Source organism: Acinetobacter sp. OYA S30 (assembly GCF_033599315.1).
Lineage (GTDB): Bacteria > Pseudomonadota > Gammaproteobacteria > Pseudomonadales > Moraxellaceae > Acinetobacter > Acinetobacter baumannii.
In genome coordinates this window covers 121,589-145,043 of record NZ_JAWVAV010000004.1, presented here as the reverse complement: position 1 = coordinate 145,043, position 23,455 = coordinate 121,589, and the positions used below count along the sequence as shown (strand labels likewise).

At 39.7% G+C, this 23,455-nt stretch carries 23 protein-coding genes; 10 read left to right on the top strand and 13 right to left on the bottom strand.

Translation table 11 applies throughout. The features are described 5' to 3' along the window. The first annotated feature begins 4 nt into the window (after positions 1 to 4). Both parE and R5R67_RS03685 read left to right on the top strand, forming a co-directional pair. Positions 5 to 1,888, top strand: a complete 1,884-nt coding sequence (gene parE, locus R5R67_RS03690; protein WP_000195974.1) for a DNA topoisomerase IV subunit B — start codon at positions 5 to 7, stop codon at positions 1,886 to 1,888. Between the two features lie 458 nt (positions 1,889 to 2,346). After that, the gene (locus R5R67_RS03685) at positions 2,347 to 3,141 is read left to right on the top strand and encodes an SDR family NAD(P)-dependent oxidoreductase (RefSeq protein WP_000365662.1); all 795 of its coding nucleotides are present in this window, start codon (positions 2,347 to 2,349) and stop codon (positions 3,139 to 3,141) included. Between the two features lie 103 nt (positions 3,142 to 3,244). Here the strand turns inward: R5R67_RS03685 and R5R67_RS03680 are convergent, their stop codons facing one another. After that, positions 3,245 to 3,748 carry an ureidoglycolate lyase gene (locus R5R67_RS03680; RefSeq protein WP_000605517.1) on the bottom strand — a complete coding sequence of 168 codons (504 nt, stop codon included), beginning with the start codon at positions 3,746 to 3,748 and terminating at the stop codon, positions 3,245 to 3,247. Continuing rightward, the gene (gene alc, locus R5R67_RS03675; protein WP_000212408.1) at positions 3,745 to 4,755 is read right to left on the bottom strand and encodes an allantoicase; all 1,011 of its coding nucleotides are present in this window, start codon (positions 4,753 to 4,755) and stop codon (positions 3,745 to 3,747) included. The genes R5R67_RS03680 and alc overlap by 4 nt, the downstream gene beginning before the upstream one ends. Before the next feature lie 199 nt (positions 4,756 to 4,954). Between alc and hpxO the strand changes: the two genes are divergently transcribed. Next, entirely contained in the window at positions 4,955 to 6,112 is a 1,158-nt protein-coding gene (hpxO, locus tag R5R67_RS03670) for an FAD-dependent urate hydroxylase HpxO (protein ID WP_318754755.1), read from the top strand. Positions 6,113 to 6,165: 53 nt separating this feature from the next. Here hpxO and R5R67_RS03665 read toward each other — a convergent pair whose 3' ends face one another. The 5 genes from R5R67_RS03665 to puuE all read right to left on the bottom strand — a co-directional run bounded on the left by R5R67_RS03665 (position 6,166) and on the right by puuE (position 10,293). Next, a complete protein-coding gene (locus R5R67_RS03665; RefSeq protein WP_001176270.1) occupies positions 6,166 to 6,891 on the bottom strand; it encodes an outer membrane protein OmpK in 726 nt (241 codons plus the stop codon). Between the two features lie 121 nt (positions 6,892 to 7,012). Continuing rightward, positions 7,013 to 8,380: a nucleobase:cation symporter-2 family protein gene (locus R5R67_RS03660; protein WP_001016445.1), complete on the bottom strand. Its 1,368-nt coding sequence runs from the start codon at positions 8,378 to 8,380 to the stop codon at positions 7,013 to 7,015. Between the two features lie 24 nt (positions 8,381 to 8,404). Continuing rightward, positions 8,405 to 8,728 (bottom strand): hydroxyisourate hydrolase, encoded by a 324-nt coding sequence (gene uraH / locus R5R67_RS03655; protein ID WP_000626018.1) that lies wholly within the window; start codon positions 8,726 to 8,728, stop codon positions 8,405 to 8,407. Further along, positions 8,725 to 9,228 (bottom strand): 2-oxo-4-hydroxy-4-carboxy-5-ureidoimidazoline decarboxylase, encoded by a 504-nt coding sequence (gene uraD, locus R5R67_RS03650; protein WP_000477679.1) that lies wholly within the window; start codon positions 9,226 to 9,228, stop codon positions 8,725 to 8,727. The genes uraH and uraD overlap by 4 nt, the downstream gene beginning before the upstream one ends. A 99-nt stretch (positions 9,229 to 9,327) precedes the next feature. Next, positions 9,328 to 10,293: an allantoinase PuuE gene (gene puuE, locus R5R67_RS03645; RefSeq protein WP_000004720.1), complete on the bottom strand. Its 966-nt coding sequence runs from the start codon at positions 10,291 to 10,293 to the stop codon at positions 9,328 to 9,330. Positions 10,294 to 10,545: 252 nt separating this feature from the next. On the opposite strand from puuE, the gene R5R67_RS03640 reads away from it, so the two are divergent. The 4 genes from R5R67_RS03640 (at position 10,546) to dsbD (ending at position 14,223) form a co-directional block, all read left to right on the top strand. Continuing rightward, the gene (locus R5R67_RS03640) at positions 10,546 to 10,896 is read left to right on the top strand and encodes an HPF/RaiA family ribosome-associated protein (protein WP_001019316.1); all 351 of its coding nucleotides are present in this window, start codon (positions 10,546 to 10,548) and stop codon (positions 10,894 to 10,896) included. Between the two features lie 158 nt (positions 10,897 to 11,054). Further along, on the top strand, positions 11,055 to 11,600 hold the full coding sequence (locus tag R5R67_RS03635; RefSeq protein ID WP_000958427.1) for an ankyrin repeat domain-containing protein: 546 nt from the start codon (positions 11,055 to 11,057) through the stop codon (positions 11,598 to 11,600). A 12-nt stretch (positions 11,601 to 11,612) separates the two neighbouring features. Then, positions 11,613 to 12,380 carry a transporter gene (locus R5R67_RS03630; RefSeq protein WP_001258752.1) on the top strand — a complete coding sequence of 256 codons (768 nt, stop codon included), beginning with the start codon at positions 11,613 to 11,615 and terminating at the stop codon, positions 12,378 to 12,380. Positions 12,381 to 12,408: 28 nt separating this feature from the next. After that, positions 12,409 to 14,223 carry a protein-disulfide reductase DsbD gene (gene dsbD, locus R5R67_RS03625; RefSeq protein WP_000733818.1) on the top strand — a complete coding sequence of 605 codons (1,815 nt, stop codon included), beginning with the start codon at positions 12,409 to 12,411 and terminating at the stop codon, positions 14,221 to 14,223. On the opposite strand, the gene R5R67_RS03620 is transcribed toward dsbD, so the two are convergent. Continuing rightward, positions 14,215 to 15,408: a GGDEF domain-containing protein gene (locus tag R5R67_RS03620; protein WP_000702289.1), complete on the bottom strand. Its 1,194-nt coding sequence runs from the start codon at positions 15,406 to 15,408 to the stop codon at positions 14,215 to 14,217. The two genes, dsbD and R5R67_RS03620, sit on opposite strands and share 9 nt — an antisense overlap. 172 nt (positions 15,409 to 15,580) lie before the next feature. Beyond that, a complete protein-coding gene (locus R5R67_RS03615) occupies positions 15,581 to 16,492 on the bottom strand; it encodes an alpha/beta hydrolase (RefSeq protein ID WP_001025109.1) in 912 nt (303 codons plus the stop codon). Positions 16,493 to 16,641: 149 nt separating this feature from the next. Between R5R67_RS03615 and R5R67_RS03610 the strand changes: the two genes are divergently transcribed. Continuing rightward, complete coding sequence (locus R5R67_RS03610; protein ID WP_000717015.1) at positions 16,642 to 17,079, top strand: DUF2147 domain-containing protein; 438 nt, start codon at positions 16,642 to 16,644, stop codon at positions 17,077 to 17,079. 37 nt (positions 17,080 to 17,116) lie between these two features. On the opposite strand, the gene R5R67_RS03605 is transcribed toward R5R67_RS03610, so the two are convergent. Both R5R67_RS03605 and R5R67_RS03600 read right to left on the bottom strand, forming a co-directional pair. Continuing rightward, on the bottom strand, positions 17,117 to 17,467 hold the full coding sequence (locus R5R67_RS03605) for an arsenate reductase (protein ID WP_000913165.1): 351 nt from the start codon (positions 17,465 to 17,467) through the stop codon (positions 17,117 to 17,119). Between the two features lie 455 nt (positions 17,468 to 17,922). Next, positions 17,923 to 18,747 carry an exodeoxyribonuclease III gene (locus tag R5R67_RS03600; protein WP_000612365.1) on the bottom strand — a complete coding sequence of 275 codons (825 nt, stop codon included), beginning with the start codon at positions 18,745 to 18,747 and terminating at the stop codon, positions 17,923 to 17,925. A 38-nt stretch (positions 18,748 to 18,785) separates the two neighbouring features. Between R5R67_RS03600 and pyrE the strand changes: the two genes are divergently transcribed. Continuing rightward, positions 18,786 to 19,436, top strand: a complete 651-nt coding sequence (gene pyrE, locus R5R67_RS03595) for an orotate phosphoribosyltransferase (protein ID WP_000211304.1) — start codon at positions 18,786 to 18,788, stop codon at positions 19,434 to 19,436. Positions 19,437 to 19,483: 47 nt separating this feature from the next. Here pyrE and R5R67_RS03590 read toward each other — a convergent pair whose 3' ends face one another. Then, complete coding sequence (locus tag R5R67_RS03590; protein ID WP_031950520.1) at positions 19,484 to 21,673, bottom strand: TonB-dependent receptor; 2,190 nt, start codon at positions 21,671 to 21,673, stop codon at positions 19,484 to 19,486. Positions 21,674 to 21,902: 229 nt separating this feature from the next. Continuing rightward, on the bottom strand, positions 21,903 to 22,115 hold the full coding sequence (locus R5R67_RS03585; RefSeq protein WP_000781168.1) for a DUF1737 domain-containing protein: 213 nt from the start codon (positions 22,113 to 22,115) through the stop codon (positions 21,903 to 21,905). A gap of 160 nt (positions 22,116 to 22,275) precedes the next feature. Here R5R67_RS03585 and gshB point away from each other — a divergent pair, with 160 nt between their 5' ends. Continuing rightward, positions 22,276 to 23,220 (top strand): glutathione synthase, encoded by a 945-nt coding sequence (gene gshB, locus R5R67_RS03580; RefSeq protein ID WP_001265491.1) that lies wholly within the window; start codon positions 22,276 to 22,278, stop codon positions 23,218 to 23,220. The last annotated feature ends 235 nt before the right edge of the window (positions 23,221 to 23,455 follow it).

Sequence of the window (23,455 nt, the reverse complement as noted above, 5' to 3'; positions counted from 1 at the left end):
CAACGTGACACAATATACGGCTCAATCGCTTGAAGTTCTTTCCGGTTTAGACCCTGTTCGTCGTCGCCCGGGGATGTATACCGATACTTCTCGTCCTAACCATTTAGCCCAAGAAGTTATTGATAATGCTGTCGATGAAGCCTTAGCCGGTCATGCCGACAAAATCTGTGTCACGGTTTATAAAGATGGTTCATTGTCAGTTGAAGATAATGGCCGTGGTATGCCAGTCGATATTCACCCTGAATATGGCCAAAGTGGTATCGAAATCATTTTAACCAAGCTGCATGCTGGCGGTAAGTTTAGTACTGATAACTATCAGTTTTCAGGTGGTTTACATGGTGTGGGGATTTCGGTTGTAAACGCTTTATCTACACGTGTTGAAGTAGAAGTTCAGCGTCAGGGTAATTTATACCAGATGGCATTTGAGCAAGGTGAACCCGTTGCTCCTTTAGCGGTATTAGAAGGTAAAGCACCTAAACGTGCGACAGGAACTACTGTACGTTTCTGGCCTGAAGCTAAATATTTTGATAGCCCAAAATTTGCTTTAAAAGCACTCAAACATAATTTAAAAGCCAAAGCTGTTCTAGCTGCTGGTTTAAAAATCACTTATATCGATCAAATTAATGATGAAAAAATCGAATGGCAATTTGAAAATGGTCTTGTCGATTATTTGATGGATGAATTACAAGACCGCGAAATTTTGCCAAACCCTGCATTTGTAAGCAGTGGGCAAGCAGACCGTGCGGCATGTGAATTTGCGATTTGCTGGAATGTAGAGGGTGGCGAACAGGTTCAAGAAAGTTATGTCAACCTGATTCCAACTGCACAAGGTGGTACTCATGTGAACGGTTTGCGTTCGGGGGTGACTGAAGCGCTACGTGAATTCTGTGAGTTACGTAATTTATTACCACGTAATCTTAAACTTTCGGCTGAAGATGTTTGGGATGGCGTGAACTATATTTTATCGCTTAAGTTCCAAGAACCACAGTTCTCTGGTCAAACCAAAGAGCGTCTTTCGAGTCGTGAAGCTGCCAATATAGTTTTAAATATTGCTAAAGATGCGTTTGCGCTCTGGCTAAACCAGCATGCTGAAATTGCCATGCAACTTGCGGAAATGGCAATTTCTAAAGCAGGGCGCCGTTTAAAAGCTGCGAAAAAAGTTGAGCGTAAAAAGATTGTTTCTGGCCCGGCTTTACCGGGTAAGCTGGCGGACTGCGTGGGCCAAACGCGTGAAGAAAGTGAACTCTTTATTGTTGAGGGTGACTCTGCGGGCGGTAGTGCCAAGCAGGCGCGTGATAAGAACTTTCAGGCCATCATGCCAATTCGTGGAAAAATCTTAAATACATGGGAAGTTTCTTCAGATGAAGTACTTGCTTCTCAGGAAGTTCACGACATTGCGATTGCAATTGGTGTAGACCCAGGTAGTGATGATTTATCTGAATTACGTTACGGCAAAATCTGTATTTTGGCCGATGCCGACTCGGATGGTTTACACATTGCGACTTTGCTTTGCGCTTTATTCGTTAAACATTTTCCAGCATTGGTTGAAGAAGGGCATTTGTATGTAGCAATGCCACCATTGTTCCGTATCGACATTGGTAAAGATGTCCATTACGCGCTAGATGATGAAGAGCTTGAAACCATTTTGAAAAATGTTAAAGGCAATAAGAACCCGCAAATTACCCGATTCAAAGGGTTGGGTGAGATGAACGCAATTCAACTACGTGAAACAACAATGGATCCGAACACCCGTCGTTTGGTTCAGCTTGATCTAGATGATGCACATTTAACGGCAGGTTTACTCGACAAGCTCCTTGCAAAAAAACGTGCAGCAGACCGTAAGCAATGGCTTGAGCAGAAGGGTAACTTAGCTGATATCACTGTTTAATTAAAGTGTGCAGGATAATTTTTTATAAAATTATCCTGCACCTGACAACTCATATACTTTATTGAAAATAACTAATTTATGAGTAATTTTCTTAATTTTAGGCAATCCTTTATCTTTTGATAGCCATACTTCTAAAAAAGTTGTCTTATTCTGTTCTTTAAAGAACAAATGTTTTCCTTTGGCGGTTGTTTATCCCCTCTGCTGCTAACCATACACTTCATATAAATCATCGTTATGGTGTTTAAGTCATCTCAGTTTTTCCATGAATTTATGTAATTAATTTGCAAAACGTATTGGAACAGGATGAAAGGGAATTTAGTAATACTTTAGCTCTCTTTACATCTCATGTGGTGACTCATCGCTAATAGGCCCTTGATCCGAACTTGGCTAGATCTGGTATAGCCAAAGAATGATTAAAGCGTCTGCACACCATCTTTAAATATGAAAAGGAAAAAGCTATGGATCTCCAACTGAAAGGTAAAACAGCTATTGTAACTGCGGCAACAGCAGGCATCGGTCTAGCAATTGCGAAAATTCTGGCTAAAGAAGGATCTGATGTCATCATTACGGGCCGGACCCAAGACAAATTGGCGGCGGCGGTAGCCGAGATAGAAGCAAATGCTCCCTTGGGCAAAGTATGTGGGTTTTTAGCTGATCTTAGTACATCAGAGGGAGTTGAGACATTAATTTCACAACACCCTTACACTGATATTTTAGTAAATAACTTGGGATATTATGAAGCTAAACCATTTACTGAGATTACAGACGAAGACTGGTGGCATATGCTTAATGTGAATGTTATGTCAGGTGTGCGCTTATCTCGTCACTACTTTCCAAAAATGTTAGAAAATAATTGGGGAAGAGTGATTTTTATGTCGAGTGAGGTAGGAGCATTCACACCACCAGATATGGTGCATTATGGCGTAAGTAAATCTGCTCTATTGGCTGTATCACGTGGAATGGCCGAGTTAACAAAAGGCACAGGAGTGACGGTGAACAGTGTACTTCCTTCTGCAACACGTTCCGAAGGTATCATGGACTATTTACGTCAAACTGCTCCTCGTCCCGACATGACAGATCAGCAGATTGAAGCACATTTTTTTGAGACATATCGTCCAAGCTCATTGATTGCAAGAATGATTGAAGCTGATGAAATCGCATCTATGGTTGCGTTGTTAGCAAGTCCCTTGGGATCAGCATCTAATGGCGCAGCAGTTCGTGTTGAAGGCGGAACCTTCCGTTCCATTCTGTAATACTCAAAGCTTAGGTTGGCGTTTGAAGCGCACGACTCTGTTCTTACGCGGCCATTGGCATTTTGATCACTAAATTAAAATAGACAGATTTGTCTATTTTAATTTAGACAGTAATTTTTATAGCTTCTGGAAATTGAAAAACATCACAATTTGCGCCGTTACCAATTCGATCCACCACTGCAAAATCACTCGGCGCTTCAAAGGTAAGCAAAGGATGATGCCAAGTACCTGCCCGATAATTGATACTTTGCTTGCCATCCGAAACAAAAGCACATAGTTTTGAAATATCAGGAGTATTTTCGTCTAAAGCAGGTGCCACAATAATTAAAAATTTTTGTTGCTGTAATGGAATGAATGCTTGAGAGCCTTTCGGATGGCGCTCTAGCATTGAAATTTCCATAGGTAACACACTGGCCTTAATATTTCGGAATATACTGATTCCTGCCTTTGCTTCGCCCTCAATTTCAGTTTCAACGAGTGCATGGTAGCGTTCGGTGTGTGCATCATTAATATGAAAAAAATCATGCCCGTCACAACAAATGACTTCTCCGAAGGGCTGAAAGTTCTCAATGGTTAAAGGCTGAATTTGAACATTCTTCATGATCATGACTTGGCAATTTTTCCCCATAAACGGACACGGCTAATACCACCATCCGGAATCATATTAATACGGATATGCGAGACTTTTTCATGCTGTAAAATTTCATTCATATATTCATGAATATGGTCCATTTGCATAGGTTGGGCTTTAAGTAAGTAAGACCAAAACATACTTTGTGGAATCAGCTGTGCATCGGTTGCATTTTCAAGGTAGACCGCCTGAATAGAAACTTCAGCAGGAAAGTTACCTTTAAAATGCGCCGTATCAATTTCAATTTTTTCAATTTTTCCGCTTTTACCCAATGCAAGAATACACCAGTCATAACCTGGTGCGCGGCGGCGTTTGGTTTCCCACCCATCTCCCATGTTGACGCCACGGCCTGGGTTAATCAAATTACGTGGATGTCCAAAGTGCGCATCGCTATAAGCAATTACACGACCGCCATTTTCTAAGGCCAATAAATCGAGAGTCTGCTCGTGGTCGGTCACCTGAATATGAACGTCACCATAAACGCGTAAACGGGCAACACCACCATCTGGGAAAATATTGAGGCGTATATGCGTGAAAATTGCATCATTATTGACCATAAAAATATGATGTTGACTCGGCCCCAGCTCGGTATTTTCTAAAATACTCTGCCACTTTGCCCCAGTAAGGTCACCATTTGGTGCATAACATGCCTCTAATGAGGCAGAAGCAGGATAATTTCCTGTAAAAAACGTGGTATCGATATCAAGTGCACTGATTTTTCCACTCACACCTAGTTTCACAATACACCAGTCATAGCCTGCATGTCGCTTACGGCGGGTCTCCCAACCGTCCATCCATTTGCCATGATCATCAAATTTATCTTCAACAAAAATAGGTGCTTCAAATTGCAGCATACGCTTTGCTTCTGCAAAGAAATCATCTGAACACTCAATTACTTGTGCACCAATTCGGGCATCTGCCAAATTTGTTTTAGTATTCAAAATTTCAGGAAGTTCAAAAGCTGGAGCGTGCAATGTTGCCATAATGGGGTATCCGTATTTCTTGTTGAAAACATGATTTTTCATTTAAAACTGCACTCACACTGAGCGTGTTGAGATGAGTTTTATACATAAATATATAAGCATGGTGCATGCCAGTTTTGTGGAAAAGCTAAATAAATTTTGAACGATGGCATGTTTTTAGCATAAGCACCCTATAGGAGAATATCTATAGGAGCGTGTTATGAATGTGGTGATTATTGGTGCGGGAATGGGAGGTCTAACCACAGGCATTGCATTAAAGAAATTTGGTCACCAAGTTCGTATTTTTGAGCAAACTGAAAAGATTCTTCCGGTCGGCGCGGCAATTTCGCTGTGGTCGAATGGGGTGAAATGTCTGAACTATCTGGGATTAACTGACAAAATCGCCAAACTTGGTGGACAAATGGATGACTTGGCCTATGTAGATGGTTTAACTGGAGATGTGATGACACAATTCAGTTTACGACCATTAATTGAAGAAGTAGGACAACGCCCTTATCCGGTTGCACGTGCCGATTTACAAAATATGTTAATGGATGAGTTTGGTCGAGATCAGATTTATTTAGGCAAAAAAATGGTAGGCCTTGAAGATAAAGCTGATTTTGTAGAGGTTCATTTTGCTGATGGTAGCTCAACACAGGCTGATTTACTCATAGGGGCAGATGGTACGCATTCAATGACTCGGGCCTATGTGTTAGGTCAGCAGGTACAACGTCGCTATGCAGGTTATGTGAACTGGAATGGTCTGGTTGAAATATCCGAAGATTTAGCGCCAGCTCAGCAATGGACGACTTATGTAGGAGAGGGCAAGCGCGTGTCTCTGATGCCAGTTGCGGATGGACGTTTTTATTTCTTTTTAGATGTACCTTTACCAGCAGGGTTAGAGAATAATCGGGATGAATATAAAAAACTTTTAAAACAATATTTTGCTGATTGGTGTCAGCCAGTGCAGCAGCTTATTGAACGCTTAGACCCGCAAAAAACCAATCGGGTAGAAATCCATGATATTGAACCGTTCACACAGTTTTATAAAGGTCGTGTGGTGATTTTAGGTGATGCTGCACATAGCACGACACCTGATATTGGGCAAGGCGGTTGCCAAGCTATGGAAGACGCGATTTATTTAGCGCGGTCTTTGCAAATTAACACTTTGGGACTAGAAGATGCTTTACGCCGCTATCAAAACAAGCGTAATGAACGTGCTAATGAATTGGTGCTTCGTGCGCGCAAACGCTGTGACGTAACGCATATGAAAGATGAAACGGTCACGCAGGCATGGTATGCAGAACTACGCCGTGAACAAGGCGGACATATTATGCAGGGGATTATTAGCAATATTGTGGGTAATCCACTCGATTAAAAACAAAAACAGCAAGGAGTTTTCCTTGCTGTTTTATCTTCTAAATAAAAATTTTAGAAGTGGTATTTAACCAAAGCACTGACGTTATTTTCGTCGGCCCCTTTAATACCAAATTTGTTATTCCACACAGAGTGCTCGATACCGAGGTATAGACGTGTATCAGGAGAAATGTGTTTACCTACATTCCATTTCCATTGAGTGGTCCAGTTCAACTCGCTTGCATGGTCATCTTCAGCGGTTGACCAGTCAAGGAAACCATCTACCAAGAAATCTTCAGATCCTAATTTTAATGGGATGCCGTAAACGAATGTCATTTGATAATCGTCGTCAGTTTTCTCATTATTCGCACGGTAGAAGTTTAAATTCGCATATTGGAAATATGGGATATCTAAATCAACTGCAAAACCATAAAGGAAGTTGTCGAAGTTATTGCCGTTTTGAGAGTTACTCTCCCAAGTGGTACTAATGAGCACATCTTTAATTGGGCCGTACGCCAGTTTTTTGCCAGAAACTTCACCTAAGCTTAAACGTGGTGATAACTCAAAGTAAGTACTTTTATAGTCATCTTCGCCACGCATGCGGTCCATAAAGAAAAATACATCAGCATATTTAACTTTTGCTGCATATTCCAAAGTAATCGTAGTTTCTTTGTCATCTACAACTTCATAGTTTTCACCATAAAGTCCAGTCACGCTAAAATCTTGCCAGATTGGTTTTGCCTGAACCATGGCAGTTGCAGATAACAAGGCACAAGTCGCCGCAAGTTGCTTTAATTGCATTTAAATGATCTCCCCCCAAATAAAGCACGCTAAGGATACAGGGTCTTAAGCAAAAATGAAGCCAAATTTGATCAACGGTTAAAAAAAAGCCCACCGAAGTGGGGCGCTAAAAACTAACTCATTAATGTGTATTTCGTGTGTTTATTGTTTGGCTTAAATGAGGGGTACGCGAGCTGCGAAATGAAGGTAAGTGATTAAATAACAAATTCAATAAGATAGCAAAGATACAAGTCGAACTAATACCCGAATGGAACAAAGTTTGTACCCAAACTGGGAAATGAGCATAAAATTCATGGTTAATAATTGGAATCATCCCAGCTGATAAAGCAGTTGCCACAATAATCAAATTTTTCTGATCGTTATAATCAATTTTTGCCAATGTACGAATACCACTCGCTGCAACCGACCCAAATAAGACCAAACCCGCACCACCAAGTACTGGCATAGGAATTGCCGCAATAAGGCGGCCCATAACAGGTAATAGACCTAAAATAATCAGAATGACACCGCCTGCTGCCACGACAAAGCGGCTTTTGATGCCTGTAATTGCCACTAGTCCAACATTTTGGGCAAAAGCACTTTGCATGAATGAACCAAAGATAGGAGCAATAGCGCTTGAAAACATATCTGCACGTACACCGTTGGCGATACGTTTTGAATCGACTTCGGTTCCTACAATATCTCCGACAGCAATAATATCGGCTGTAGTTTCCGTCATAATCACCAAAGTAACGATTAGCATCGATAAAATTGCACTTAGCTCGAAAGTTGGTAAACCAAATGCAAATAAGTGTGGAAATTGCAGCCATGCGCCTGAGCTCACCTGACTAAAATCTCCAAAACCCATAAAGTAGGCAAGGATAGTACCAGCAACAATAGCCAACAAAATTGATAAACGGCGAATACTTGCTTGTGGCAGTATATTTAGAATAATCACAATGCCTAAGGTCAGCAAAGCTAAAGAGATATTCTCGACGCTACCCCAATCAGGTGCTTTGTTGTTACCACCCATCATCCAGCGAATCGCAACGGGTAACAGAGATAACCCAATAATCGTGATGACACATCCCGTCACAACAGGTGGAAAAAAACGAATAATTTTTGAAAAGTAAGGCGCAAGGCATAGTCCAATTAAAGATGCGGCAATAACCGCGCCATAGACAGCAGGTAAACCACCGCCTGTAGTGATAATAGCAACCATGGTTGCCACACCAGCAAAAGACACACCTTGCACCAGAGGTAATTTTGCCCCTAAATATTTGGTTCCGATGGTTTGTATGAGAGTTGCCAACCCGCCTACAAATAGGGCCGCTGCAATAAGCATTCCGACTTGTGCTGCGCTTAAGCCAGCTGCCGTTCCAATAATCAGTGGCGGGGCTACAATGCCCCCATACATGGTGAGCACATGCTGTAAGCCGTAAGCAAAACTTTTGGAAATTCCTAAATATTCATGCTCTGGAGAAATCGCATTCTTTTGCTGATGATTCATATTTTTCTCCTATTTATATTTGAGTTAGCTGCCGCGATAAGTGGAATAAGCAAACGGACTAATAAGTAATGGAATGTGGTAATGCTGATTGGTGTCTTCTATGAAAAATTGAATACAAACACGGGGGAAAAAAGTTTTGATTTGCTGTGATGAAAAATAAGGGGCAACTTCAAATTCAAGTTGATAAGCACCTTTACCTAAGTTTTTTATTCCAAAATCACTCACTCGCCCATCTTGGTTGGTAATTGCAGTCGCTATCAGTTCATGAGTGGCTGCATGAAACAACTTCACTTCGACCTGTGCCGCCGGTTTACCTAAATTCGTATCTAAAATATGAGTGCTGATCATGCTTGTACTTCCTGAGATAGACGTAATAGAGCAATTGCAGCGAGTTGCTCATGTACAATTGTTTTTTCAATAGCTAAGTTGTTTTGAAGACGTTGATGGAGTTTTTTTAAAATCTCGTCGCTACTGAGGCCTGCGGCTTTAATTAGAAAAATAAAACCAAACTTCTGCTCATACTCGATATTACCTTGCAGCAGGGCTTGTTGTGTTTGTTCATCTAAGGAAATGCCAGCTTGTTCTTGGGCTGAAAAATTTTGCTCTTTTGCATTGAGCTGTTTTTTTGCCTGTCTTTCACCAATTTTTGGATGGGTGGCTAATGCGGCCTGAATCTCTTGCCATGACCATGTGTGGCTTAATTGTTCTGCATACCCTAAAAGAACTGAAGTTGATGAGTAGGGACGTTCTGAAATAATTTTTTCGGCCCATACAGGAATATGGACGCAGTTGTTTAACAGAGTCTTGAGTTGGTCGGGTGGGGTTTGATTAAACTCGGCTAAAAACACTGTTATTCCTAAACTCATTGTCGTGATATAGAGTTTTAGCAATAACAGTGCCAAGAGTGATGTGAGATTTGCTTAAGAATTTGGAAAATTAATAATCAATTATTGATTTATGTGATTTTTATACCAATATTCTGCAATATCCTGACGGCGACATACCCAAACACGATCATGCATTTCAATATAGTCTAGGAATCTTTGTAATGCTTTAAAACGACCCGGACGCCCTAAAATACGGCAGTGCATTCCAATAGACATCATTTTTGGTGCAGTTTCTCCCTCGGCATACAACACATCAAAACTATCTTTTAAATATTGAAAAAAATGTTCTGAGCTATTAAATCCACCTGGTGAGCAGAACTTCATATCGTTACATTCCAAAGTATAAGGAATAATCAGATGAGGTCGTGATGCACCCGCCGTATCGGTAAGTGTGGTCCAAAAAGGCAGGTCATCACCATAATAATCAGAGTCGTATTGTATTTGCGGGAACTCTGCAAGCAACTGACGCGTATTGGGGCTATCACGTCCGGTGTACCAACCTATTGTTTTATTTCCAAACAAGTTTTCTAAAACAGATAAGGCTTGCTCCATATGCTGTTTTTCGACTTCACGATCTGTCTCTTGATAATGAAGCCAGCGGTAGCCATGAGAAACCACATCGTAATCGGCCTGTTTAATTGCCTCTACAATATAAGGGTTGCGAACAAGCGCCATTGCTACTCCGAAAATGGTCATGGGGAGCTTGCGCCGTTGAAACTCACTATGAATGCGCCAAAAACCAGCACGTGAACCATATTCGTACATAGAGTCCATCGACATATGTTTGGCTGGGTAACTTGCAGCGCCAATAATCTCGGATAAAAACTGCTCTGAACCTTCGTCGCCGTGTTCAATATGTTTTTCGCCACCTTCTTCATAATTCAGCACAAATTGCACGGCAACCTTAGCATTATTAGGCCATTTCACCTCTGGAGGCTGTCCGTGATAACCGATTAAATCACGTGAATAAGGAGACTTTTGAATCTGCTCAATAAGTTCTGCTCCAGATAGATAAGATTCGGACACAATTGCTCTCCTTTTGTTCAATTTTTCATAAAAATTTAAAAAATCAGCTTGCATATTTTTATAGATGGACTGATATTGAAGGTATGAAGATCTTCAAAATAAATTAAAAGCAGTACGTTTAAGTCAGGAGATAACAAACCATTACACCATCAAAATGTACAATTGAAGTCAGTTCATGCATGCTTAAAACATGCCAACATAAAAAAGTTTTGCATAGAAAAGATCCACAGTAAGAAAGAGAGGATGGTATTTATGAATATTGAAATCCGCACAGATAAAAACATCCATAATAGTGAACGTTTAATTACTTATGTACGTGCAGAACTTACTCAAGAATTCCAACGTCATAGCGAACGTATTACACATTTCTCGGTTCATTTTAGTGATGAAAATGGGGACAAAGGTGGAGACAAAGATATCCACTGTATGATCGAAGCACGTCCTTCTGGCTTAAAACCAGTTGCAGTGCACCATAAAGCAGGAAATATTGACGCTTCAATTCATGGCGCGATTGAAAAGCTAAAACGTAGCCTTGAACATACCTTTGAGAAAAAAGAACACCCGAGAGGTGGTCAACCAGAATTCATTGATGATGAAGTTTAAAAAACACTAAAAAGCCCTTCGGGGCTTTTTTTATGAAGACATAAAAAGACCAATAAAAACTCTTCACAACTTTAGGTTTGCAATGCAATAGCGTTGACCTCTAAAATCTTCAGTAGAGATTAGGCATAATAGCGCTAATATATTTTTGAGAGATGGTCATGTTAACCACCCAACAGCAGGCTTTAATTAAAGCCATAGAAGAATTAGAACTCGCGCAAGTACAAAAATTACTTGCTGAGGGTCTTGATCCGAATTTTATTGATCCGGAACAAGGACCGCCAGTGTCCATTATTTGTGATGGAATTTTTAAATGGTGGGAAGACGTCTCTGAAGCGTATGAAGCGGGAACTCCATTATCACAAGAAGAAAAACAGCAAGCCCTGCAAGTTTATCTCGATATTCTTGAAGCCCTCATTCAGGCAAAGGCAAATGTTCATCTTTGGGATGCAGAAGAGTTTTATGGTCCATTATGGGATGCAGCAAGTTCGGCATGTGCACCAGCAGTTCAGCGCTTGCTAGATGAAAAAGTTGATCCAAACACACGTGATGAAGAAGGACTCACCATTTTATCTTCAATCAGTCAGTTGTTCTTTGATTGTGATTTTGATGAAATAGATTGGTCAGAAGCGCTTCAAGAAGAGCGTGAAACACTAGAGTTATTGCGCCGTCATGGAGCAAAAATGTCAAAAGAATTAACTACTTGATTGGATAATAGAATGAGAACATTTCAAATTTTAACTTTTGCTCTGACCGCTATTGCTGCAGGAAGTACTTTTGCCGCAGAGTTCTCGTTTGATCGTCCGGGTTCAGGCTTTGGAACAGGCATTACGCCAGTTGGTAAATTAGCATGGGAACAAGGTTTACCAAGTGCAACCTATACAGAAACAACTGTTGATGGCGTTAAAGAAAAAACAGTTACTGTAAATGAGGATATGTTATTCCGTACAGGTTTAGCTGATGGTTTGGAATTACAATTAGGCTGGCAAGGACCGGCATGGACTCAAACTAAACGTGCGGGTAAAAAAACGGATAACTCAGGTTTTGGCGATGTAAGCATCGGCTTAAAAAAAGCGATTGATTTAAATGATGAAAATTTAACAATGGCTGTATTGGCTGAAGCTGTCATTGCAACAGGTAATGATGAGTTTACTGCCCATGACGATATATATAGTTTAAGTTCAGCAGTAGCTTATAAATATAATGATTTGTTGGATACTTCTATTACCATGCGTTATGAAGTACAAAACAGTAACTGGGCAGTGACTGCAATTCCAACCATCAATTATAAGATTGCGGGCAAACTCTCAGGATATTCTGAATTTGTTTATCGTAAAGCTGAAAGCCAAGACTACCAATATGGTTTAGGAACAGGTTTAGTTTACGCAGTAAATAACCGCACTCAACTTGATGCAAATATTGGTGTGGACTTAGAAGGTCAAGATAAGAGCTACAAAGGTGGCTTAGGCATGGCATTCTTATTCTGATCAGACTAACTTGAACTCATTATTATTGATGAAAAAGCTTATTTCTCAGGGAATTATTTATTTTCTAGTAGCCGCTACTTTTGTATTGAGTCAGTTTGTCTTTGCAGAAGATAAGTTATTGTCACCTGAACAGGCTTTTTCATTTTCGGTTGAATCGCCACAATCGCATACCGCAAAGTTATCGTGGCAGATTCAGCCGAATTATTATTTATATCAACATAAATTTACCGTACAACAGGGCAATCAGCCTTTAACTTTAAATTTGCCTAAAGCAGTTTCTCAATATGATGAGAACTATGGCCAAAGCGAAGTTTATTACCATCAAGTCAACTTCCAGATTAAAACCAAGCCTTCAGAGCACTACACAGTAACTTGGCAAGGCTGTGCCAAAGACCGTATTTGTTATCCTCCACAAACTATTGAGTTTCAAACTGACGCAGATGGTCTGGTCGGTCTGCAAAATCAGGCAGGTGCAGCACCAAAACGCTTATTAGATTTGGCAAATACCCAAGCATCAAACTCTACGGAGCCTTTAGAAAATCAGAGTTCAGCTACTCAAGCTGAAGGAGCTGCTCCAGAGATTGCCCAAGATCAGGTTTGGTCAGCAAAGTTAATTGAACACTCGCTTTGGTATGGTGTTTTATTATTTTTAGGTTTAGGCATGCTGCTTGCATTTACGCCATGCTCTTTACCAATGCTGCCGATTTTAACTTCATTAATTATCCGAGATCACAAAGGTTTAAAAGCTTGGACGATTGCACTTACTTTTGTGTGTAGTATGGCATTGGTCTATGCAGGTCTAGGCTTGATTGCTTCTTCAGCGGGTTTAAATTTCCAACGCTGGCTACAACAGCCTGCTACTCTTATTGCGTTTAGTTTGTTGTTTGTGGTTTTTGCGCTAAATCTGTTTGGGCTTTTTGAGCTTCGGTTACCGCAAACTTGGTTAAATCGCCTTGATCGTATTCAGTCTATGCAACAAGGCGGCACTTTAGTTGGTGCAGGCGTTATGGGCGTGGTTTCTGCGCTCTTGGTTGGCCCATGCATGACTGCGCCTTTGGCTGGAACTTTATTATTTATTTCTCAAACCCAGAACCAATGGCAAGGTGCTTTGCTTTTATTCTGTCTCGGTTTTGGCATGGGAATACCTTTACTCATCGCGAGTGTTTTAGGTGCAAAGTTCTTACCTAAAGCGGGCGACTGGATGCATCAGATTAAAGTGATTTTTGCTTTTCTGATGTTGGGGTTAAGCCTTTATTTCATTCGCCCTTTATTGCCAGATTGGGGTATGCAAGCACTTAGTTTTATACTTGGGTTGGCTTTTATTATCTATGCGCTGTATCAGTTCTTTTGGAAAAAAGGGCAGTTACAGTGGCTTTATGCGCTCCTGCTTTTATTGGTAACGCCATTTGTGGTTTATAACCAGTATCAACATATTCAAAATCGTAGCTTACAAAATTCTGAGCATATGGCTGAGTGGCATGTGGCGACCACGGCAGCAGACTTTCAAAAGATTTTAGCAGCAGCTCCTGCTGATCGGGCTATTGTTGTTGATGTCTATGCTGATTGGTGCGTGGCTTGTCAGCCTATTGAACATCGTATTTTAAAAGCACCTGAGGTTCAGGCGGCTCTTGCGCCTTACTATCTCATTAAGCTTGATTTGAGTCATTATGACCAATCACATGAAGCTCTACTCAAACAATGGAATATTCTTGGGCCTCCTACGTATCTCTTTTTAAACAAGCAACAGCAAGAAATTCGTTCTTTACGTTTAACAGGCGCATTTAGTCAGCAAGAGCTTTTACAACAGCTGGTGAGCTTATCAAAAGCTAAAGATTCAAATTGATTTGATCTGAGGTAGTTGGTGAAAAGTGCGTACTTGATTACGCCCAGAGGCCTTTACCGCATAGAGCGCTTGATCGGCTTGTCTAATCACAAGATAGGGGTCATTTGCAAATGTGGAACTGCTGATGCCAAAGCTGGCACTTACATGAATTTGGATATTTTGATTATTGAAGATAGTCAATTCTTGTAAAGCTTGCCGGCAACGTTCAGCAATTTTTTCTGCTTGAATAATATCGGTATGAGGAAGTAATAAAATAAATTCTTCTCCACCAAAACGTCCAATAATATCTTCATTACGTAAGTTTTCAGAAAGACACTGAGCAATTTCAATCAAAACCTGATCACCTTGGTGATGTCCGTATATATCATTAATTTTTTTAAAATGATCGATATCAAGAAGTATCACGGCATAATCAAATTGCTGTTCATGAAGTGCTTCAAGATGGGTGTTTAAGCTTCGTCTATTTAAGACATTAGTTAATGGGTCGATTTGGCTTAAACGTTGAATATAGGTTTCTCGTTGACGCCATTGGGTCAGCAATATTTCAAATAAAATAAAACACGCCACTAAAATGGGCATAATAAAAAACAGCATACTTCCTAGCCAAAATGGATTGGTTTGGGCATGACGCATCGCTGTAAAATTAAATAGGGGAGCATATGAAATAACCCCCGTCATACTTAAATATGTACATACCGCTAGAATAATAGTTGCAGGTATAAAAGCGCTATAAACAATTTTTCTTTCAAATAAAACCAAACCTACGCCAATAGTGCCTACGTAACCCACCATTGTGGCAGGGCTGATACTACCAATTAAATATCCATCGTGGCACAACATCAGCATAAAGGCTTGTACACTAATTAAAGGCACAATTTTTTGCGCCCAAGCTTGGTCTTTGTAGCGATAACAAGGAATAATGAGTACAGCTAATAAAAATAAGGTCAGTAAATTCAGCCAGATTTGTGATTCAACTAAAGATAGGTTTGCCCATTGCCAAACACTAGGAGTAATTAAAATATAGCCTTTCCATAAAATCCAACTGAAATTCATTGCGCAGGCGAGGGTAAGCATTAGTGCACTTTTTTGTAATGGGGTCCAGTTAATAATGTGATTGTGATGGATGAAATCGAGAATCACCTGTTTTATTTTATTTATAGGACGAGTGATTAAACGAATTTTCATAATAATAAAGGAACTCCTAAATAGAGATGTCTCTTCGTCAGATCATCCTAAAGAGGGAGAGTTTGAAGGATTCATAACCTAAACATACCATGATTCATAAATTAAACCTCATGATTTGGATTTTGAAAAATAAGAAGTGACAAATTTTAAATTTGTCACTTCTTCATTTTGATTAAGTCTTATCAAGTTCATGAGCAAACTCAGCAATATCCGCCATCGCCTGTTTTGCTTCTTCGAACCAAGCATTAAACATTTGGAAGTTATGCCACATGCCTGTGTAAAGTTTAAAATGCACTTTGACACCTGCTTCTTCAGCTTTCTCTCTAAAACGTTTGGCATCGTCTAATAAAATTTCTTTTGAACCGACCTGAACTAATGTTGGCGGTAAACCTTCTAAGTTGTCGAAAATAGGCGAAACACGCGGGTCATCTGCAGCAATATGGTTGCCAATATAATGTTGAATACCTATTTGCAGGGCTTCAAGAGAAAGCAAGGCATCATGTTTTTGGTTAAATCTTAAAGACTCACTGGTTAGGGTTAAATCTAGAAAAGGTGACATTAAAATCAGGCCACTTGGCATAAGTTCGGGTTGTTCTTTTAAACGTAAGCAAAGTGCCAAAGCCAAATTAGCTCCACAAGAGTCACCAGATAAAATAATATCTTTAGGCTGGATACCTTGAACTAATAATGATTGATAGACATCATATAAGGCCTCAGTCGCCTCAGGATATGGATGCTCGGGTGCAAGTGGATAGTCCACATGAATAATTTGCATTTGGGTACGAGCAGCCAAATCTGTCATGAACGCATGATGTGTTTTTAAACTTCCTAAAAAAAAGGCGCCGCCGTGAATATGAAAAATAAGCTGGGTCGCTGAATCTTGGGCTTTAATTTCTTCACCCTTAATGCCAGCAAGTCGGATTGGTCGAACGGTTACATTTTTTTGTTTTGGAAATGCTCGGCAAAGTTGTTCAAGCATAGGGCGCAGAGCAGTTGGAGGTAAATTCAACTGACTTGGTTTGCGAATTGCTGTTTTAAGAAATGTTTCTGTGAAATAATATTTTAAAACATTAGGTATATTCATATAGTATCCGCTTATGTTAATTACTTGTTTCCCTATAAATTTTATTTTTCAAGGTTACAAGGTTACACGAAACAGTCACATTCAAAAATTGCAATATCGTTGCGAGTTTTGAATACTGAAGTCTTGGAAGACCCAAGGATATTACAAAAATGAAAAAGATTGCTTTAGCTTTAGGACTTGTTGGTATGGCTGCATTTGCCAATGCGGCTGACCCACTAAACGGAACGGTATGGAAAACGATTGATGACCAAACCAATAAGCCCAAAGCCGTAGTAAAGTTTACGGAACAGAAGGATGGAACCTTAACTGCAACCATTCAAAACATTTTGACACCAGGTGAAGAAAATGCTTGTACAAAATGTGAAGGTCCGTATAAAAACAAACCGCTTAAAGGTGTGACCATTGTACATAATCTAAAAAATGTAGGTGGTAACAGTTATGAAAACGGTACAATTTTAGACCCGAAATCTGGCAAAACTTACAAATTAAAAGGTGAGTTGGCTGAGGGCGGTAAGAAGCTTAAATTACGTGGTTATATTGGCGTTTCAGCATTGGGCCGTAACCAAACTTGGATTCGTGCGAACTAAAAGCTTAAATAAAAAACGAGCCATTGGGCTCGTTTTTTTATGCGCTTAAGTTTTGATAGGCCGTTTCATCAAAGCCCACAAGAAACCCTTTAGAGGTTTGTAGAACTGGTCGCTTGATTAAGCTTGGCTGAGCAATTAGCGCCTCAATAAGATGATCTTCACTGCTTAAAGCACGCGTTTGTTCTTCTTCAGATAGTTTTTTCCACGTAGTACCTTTCTTGTTGAGCACCGTATCTTGTCCAATTTCTTTTAGCCAGATTTTTAGAGTATCAGCATCGATCCCTTGTTTTTTATAATCGTGAAATTCGTAGCTCAAACCTTTTGCTTGTAAAGCATCAAATGCTTTTTTCATCGAGTTACAGTTTTTAATACCATAAATTTTTAACATTTTATCGGACCATGTCAAAAAGAAAGAACACACAGCCTAACCCAAAATGCATTTGAGCACTACTTTATACAGATACTTTTAAAACAAATGAAAAATAATGATTAAAACAATAAAGAATGTCATGTTATTGTCATAAGACAAGGTAATAATGAGCTTAATAAGAATAAATTAAAAACTAAAAGAACGTAGCGCAAAAAATAAGAGATAGAAAAGAGAAAACCCGCATTTAATCATCCTGATCATGCGGGTCTCATTTCAACGTCCATTGTCACATCCTTGCAAATAAACTTATCTTAAGTTTATTTTATCTTCCTACGGCGTCCTATCCTTTTGCGTCATCCTGACTGCTTCCCTGTGCCGTGGGGCTATAATGCCGTTAAACATGTGTAAGAAAAATACTCAAAAGCGACATGTGTTGTAAGCAAAAACGACAATGTAAGTGAACATGTGTTCACTTATTCTTGAATTTTATAGTCGATAATAACTGGAGCATGGTCACTAAACCATTGATCTTTATAGACCCATGCATTTACAGTGCGCGCTTTCCAGTCTGGTGAACATGCGTGGTAGTCAATACGCCAACCTACATTTTTCGCACGCGCTTGTCCGCGATTTGACCACCATGAATATAATTCGGCTTCTGTTCTTACAACACGGAAAGTATCTACATAACCAAGTTCATCATAAATATGGTCAAGCCATGCACGCTCATGTGGTAAACAGCCAGACGACTTTTGGTTGCCAGACCAGTTTTTAATATCAATTCGTTTATGAACGATGTTGTAATCACCACAAATAATGATGGACTTATTCTCATCACGCCATTGTTTCAAGATTTTGGCGTATTCACCTAAAAATAAATCTTTACGTGCTTGCGCTTCTTCACCACTTGAGCCTGAAGGTAAGTATAATGATGCAATATGTACGGGATGTGACAAACCTAAATCGAATTCGGCAGAAATGAAGCGGCCTTGACTATCGGCCAATTCAAACCCTAAACCATCTTTAATAGAGACAAAGGGTAAGCGGCTATAAATTGCAGTACCTGCGTAGCCTGCACGCTCTGCTGGAAAGAGATGGGTATGCCATCCCTCGGGTCTAAATTTCTCAGTCCATTGTTCATGGGTAATGCGGCTTTCCTGCATGCATACGACATCGGCATCTGATTGTTCTAACCATTCAAGTAAGCCTTTCGTCACTGAAGAACGTAAGCCATTTACGTTAATGGAAACGACTCGAAGAATTTTTACATCACTTGGATACTGATCCTTTGGTATCATGCGAAAATTTAACCTCAATTGTGAATTTGGAGCACCTCATGACAACGCCTGTGTCATTTCACCCGCAAGCATTTATCGAACTCGCATTATCACGCGGTGTGCTTAAATTTGGTGAGTTTACTTTAAAATCTGGACGCGTGAGTCCTTATTTTTTTAATGCAGGCCTACTCAACGATGGTGAAGCTTTATCTCTTTTAGCACAAGGCTATGCCGATAAATTAACACAATGTGAAAATGTTGATGTGATTTTTGGACCAGCTTACAAAGGTATTCCATTTGTAGCTGCGACTGCTGTTGCTTTATCGCAAACACATAACAAGAGCGTGCCATGGGGCTTTAACCGTAAAGAAGCAAAAGATCACGGTGAAGGCGGTGTTTTAGTCGGTGCTGCGGTTGAAGGTAAAAAAGTCTGGATCATTGATGACGTGATTACCGCAGGCACAGCGATTCGCGAAGTGGTAACGATTTTGAAAAATGCCGGTGCAACTATTGCGGGTGTGTTGGTTGCGCTAGATCGTCAAGAACGTGGGCAAGGTGAACTTTCTGCAATTCAAGAAGTTCAAAAAGAATTAGAAATTCCTGTGCATGCACTGATTACCATGAAAGATTTAATGGATTATTTAGAGGTGAAAGGCGAAAAAGAAGCGCTAGCTAACATGCAAGCTTATCGTGAAAAATATGGTATCTAAAAACAAAAAGGCATACCTAAAATAGGGTATGCCTTTTTAATATTTACTTAAAACTGATAATTCAAACGCAATAACACATTACGTGGTGTGCCTGGCATGCTGTCCGAACGCCAGTACTCTTTATTGGTTAAATTGTTCACCGCAAGTGTGACATTCCAAGGGTTGGCACTGTAGCCAATTGCTGCATCGACACGATTGAAGCCTTCCATTTTTACTTGATTATTAATATTTGGATAATAAGAACCCACATAGGTCACGCCCACTTCGGTATACCACTGTTCAGTTGGTAAATAGCGAACAAATAAATTACCTGTATTTTTAGAAGTGTTGGCTAAATAATTGCCTTCTCGCTCAGGGTTTTGATTGTCTTCTTTAACTTTGGCATCGGTATAGCCATACCCACCACGAACAAAGACATTATCAAGTACACGGCCAATAAAACTAAATTCGAGACCACGAGATTGATGTTGACCAGCAGTTGCCCATACCTCTGGTTCACTGTCAGGGTTCGGTTTATAGCGAATATTATTTTTACGAATATCAAAGACAGAAAATTGAGTATTTAAACGATTATCGAACCATTCACTTTTTACACCAACTTCATATTGCTCGTTATATTGAGGCTCTTTATCCATTTTCGCGACATCGGTACTTCCAGTAACTTGGTTGACACCCATTTGTCCACCAAACGGTGCGAAGCTTTTAGAGTAAGACGTATAAAAGCTATGTTCAGGAACTGGTTGCCATACCAAGCCAACATTTGGGCTAAAAGTACTGTCTTTTACATTACGATGTTCATTGTTAATTTTGTTAGTAGTTGAAAAGTCGAAGTAATCGTAGCGGAGTCCCATCATAAGTTTAAGTTGGTCATTTAGACCAATTAAATCTTGAATAAATACGCCGTAAGTTGTGCCTTCATTATAGTTATGCTGACTAATCTTTAATGGGCCATTGCCACGACTGTACTCTCGTTCACCAGTGATTGGATTAACGTAACCATAAATAGCTGACCCATTTTGAGTTTTATTGGCTAGACGTGGCTCTCGTTGTTCATAAGTCCAGTCTGTACCAACCATAATTTGGTGTTCAAGCTGGCCTGTCTTGAACTTTCCTTTAATATCAAATGTATTGGTGGTGGTCTTATTGCTGGTTTGTTGCCAGTAGTAAATTTGATCGATGTAACCTTTTTTTGTACAAGCCTCATTCTTTGAGTTTTTTCCATCTAAACCACAATAATTTCCAAAATAAAAGTGGTCAAAGTTCTGTTCTGCTTGTCGGTAACTTGCCGCCCAGTGGAAGCTCCAATCAGGCGCATATTCATAATTCACATCGGTACGAACGACTTTCAAAATATCATCAACATAATCACCGTCTTGGGCAAATCCCATTTTAATTGAAGTTCCCGCAGGCAAGTTGTCACGTGTTGGCCCACGGTCAGGTACACGATTTAATTTGTCATAGGTATATTGTGTGGTCCAGGTCAGCTTTCCATCGTCATTCTTATAGGTAAAGCTTGGGGAAAACATCTCAATCTTATTTTCAATACCAGAGCGGAAGCTGCCTGCCTCGCCATATTCTCCAGTCAAACGCACTGCTAAATTGTCATTAAGTACTTGGTTGATGTCAGCGGTTGTTCCGTAGTTATCGTATGAACCCGCATATGCGCCAACTGAACTTTTAGAGTCAAAATTGGCGAATTTACTCACCATATTTACAACCCCGCCGCCAGCACTACGGCCATATAAAACCGAAGCAGGGCCTTTTAAAATTTCTATACGTTCGATATTGGCTGTACTGCGGCGTACTTGTCCGCTTTCACGTATGCCATCACGGTAAATATCACCTGTATCAGCACCAAAACCACGAATCGTGATCCCATCACCACGCATATCGTAACTGGTTGATACCCCTGGTGTACCTTGCAGCATGACGCTTAAGTCATTCGATCCATAAATTTTATATTTCTGAACATCAATGGTATCAACGGTTTGAGGGATATCTTTTTTATCTAAACCATTACGAGTGACATTGGCTTTGTCATAATCGATATAGCTTTTAATCGGGTCGAGCTCACTCATGGCCTCGATTTTTATGGTTGGCATGGTGGCTGCGGCTTTTGATGAGAATTCAATCAATTCCTCGGCGTTAGCACCTTGAATATTTAAAATCATTAAACTGAGTAAGCTGAGCGGGAATGAACCCTTAATTTGGGGAGATGATATAGATATTCTTAACATAAAAATAAAATCAATTAACAAAAATAAAAGTATAAATGATAATTATAATCATTTAATTGTTTAGAATAAAAGAACTATTAACTTAAAAAAAGGCATATTTATTTTTTATTAACTGATTTTTAGGTAATTAATTAGCAAATTAAAGGACTTGTTGAGTTGACTCATTAGTTTTTCTTGCTAATTAGGTTTTAGAGGGGGCTTTTTATTGATAAAAATGCCCCCTCTAAAATCACGCATTATTTTTGAGAACATCTAAAATATCCATTTCTGGATCATAATTTTCATCAATTGTTTTGCAAATCGCTTGGCCTACAAGGACTTGAGAGCCATTAAAAGTCATAGTAGGTGCTTCATAGAGCTCCCAACCATGATTAAGTGCTTTAGTCACTCGTGCACAAAAAGCAGAGTCATCAGGTCCGGTTAAATAGCGATAAAGTTTCATCTTTAGCCTTTAAAAATAATATTTTATGGGAGTAGTTTAACTGAATTTACCTTAATTCAAGATAAAGAAATAACCGATAAGGTTTTACTAAAATTAAGAAAAACGAGTGAAAAATCTCAGCTATACTCATGCTAATTTAAATTTTAAGAAGAGCTTGAGCATGCGTGTACTTGTCGTCATGGATCCGATTGAAACCGTAAATCTGAAAAAGGATTCAACCATGGCAATGTTGTGGGCGGCGAGCCGTCGTGGACATGAGTTAGGTTATGCATTACAACAAGATTTATATATCGATCAAGGTAAGGCTTACGGTCTCATCTCTCCGTTAAAAGTTTTCGAAGATTACAACCATTATTATGAGTTAGGCGAAAAGAAAAAAGAATCAATCGCGGCTTATGATGTTGTCCTCATGCGTAAAGATCCGCCTTTTGACATGAACTTTGTCTACACAACTTACGTGCTTGAACAAGCTGAACGTGAAGGTTCATGGATTATTAATAAGCCCCAATCACTGCGTGACTGCAATGAAAAATTGTTTGCTACGCAATTTCCTGAATTACAAGTGCCAACACTTGTAACATCGCAGCAGAGTTTGATTCGCGAATTTATTACCGAGCACGGTGATGTGATCGTTAAGCCACTTGATGGTATGGGTGGTATGGGTATTTTCCGTTTATACCAAGACGGTGTAAATATTGGTTCTACCTTAGAAATGCTTACAGAATTAGGCACCCGTCCAATTATGGCTCAGCGTTATATTCCTGAAATTGTAGAAGGGGATAAACGAATTTTAATGGTAAATGGCGAGCCTATTCCTTACTGTCTGGCACGTATTCCGCAAAATGGTGAAGTACGCGGTAACTTGGCAGCTGGTGGCTTAGGTCAAGCGCGTCCACTCACAGAAAATGACAAACTCATTGCTGCTAAAGTTGGCCCTTTCTTACGTGAAAAAGGTTTGGTATTTGTAGGTCTTGATGTAATTGGTAATTATGTCACTGAAATTAATGTGACAAGTCCAACCTGTATTCGTGAAATTGATGCGCAATTTGGTACATCAATTGCCGATGACCTATTTGATGTATTAGAAGCCGGTCGTCCAGCATAATGGTCTAGTTCGGGTGGTTTCCTAAGCTTATTATTGGAAATCACCCGAAAATATATGAATTAATAAAATCACAATATGAAATACGCTAGCGCTTTGTAGGCATATTTTCAAAAAAGCACATCTTTCTGTTATAAACGAGTGAAATTCGCTTTTCGTTAATGAAGCTTTAGGATTAAAATAAACGGCTACAAAAATAGATGACAATTTCCATTGTTTTTTGAGTTGAAGAATTAGA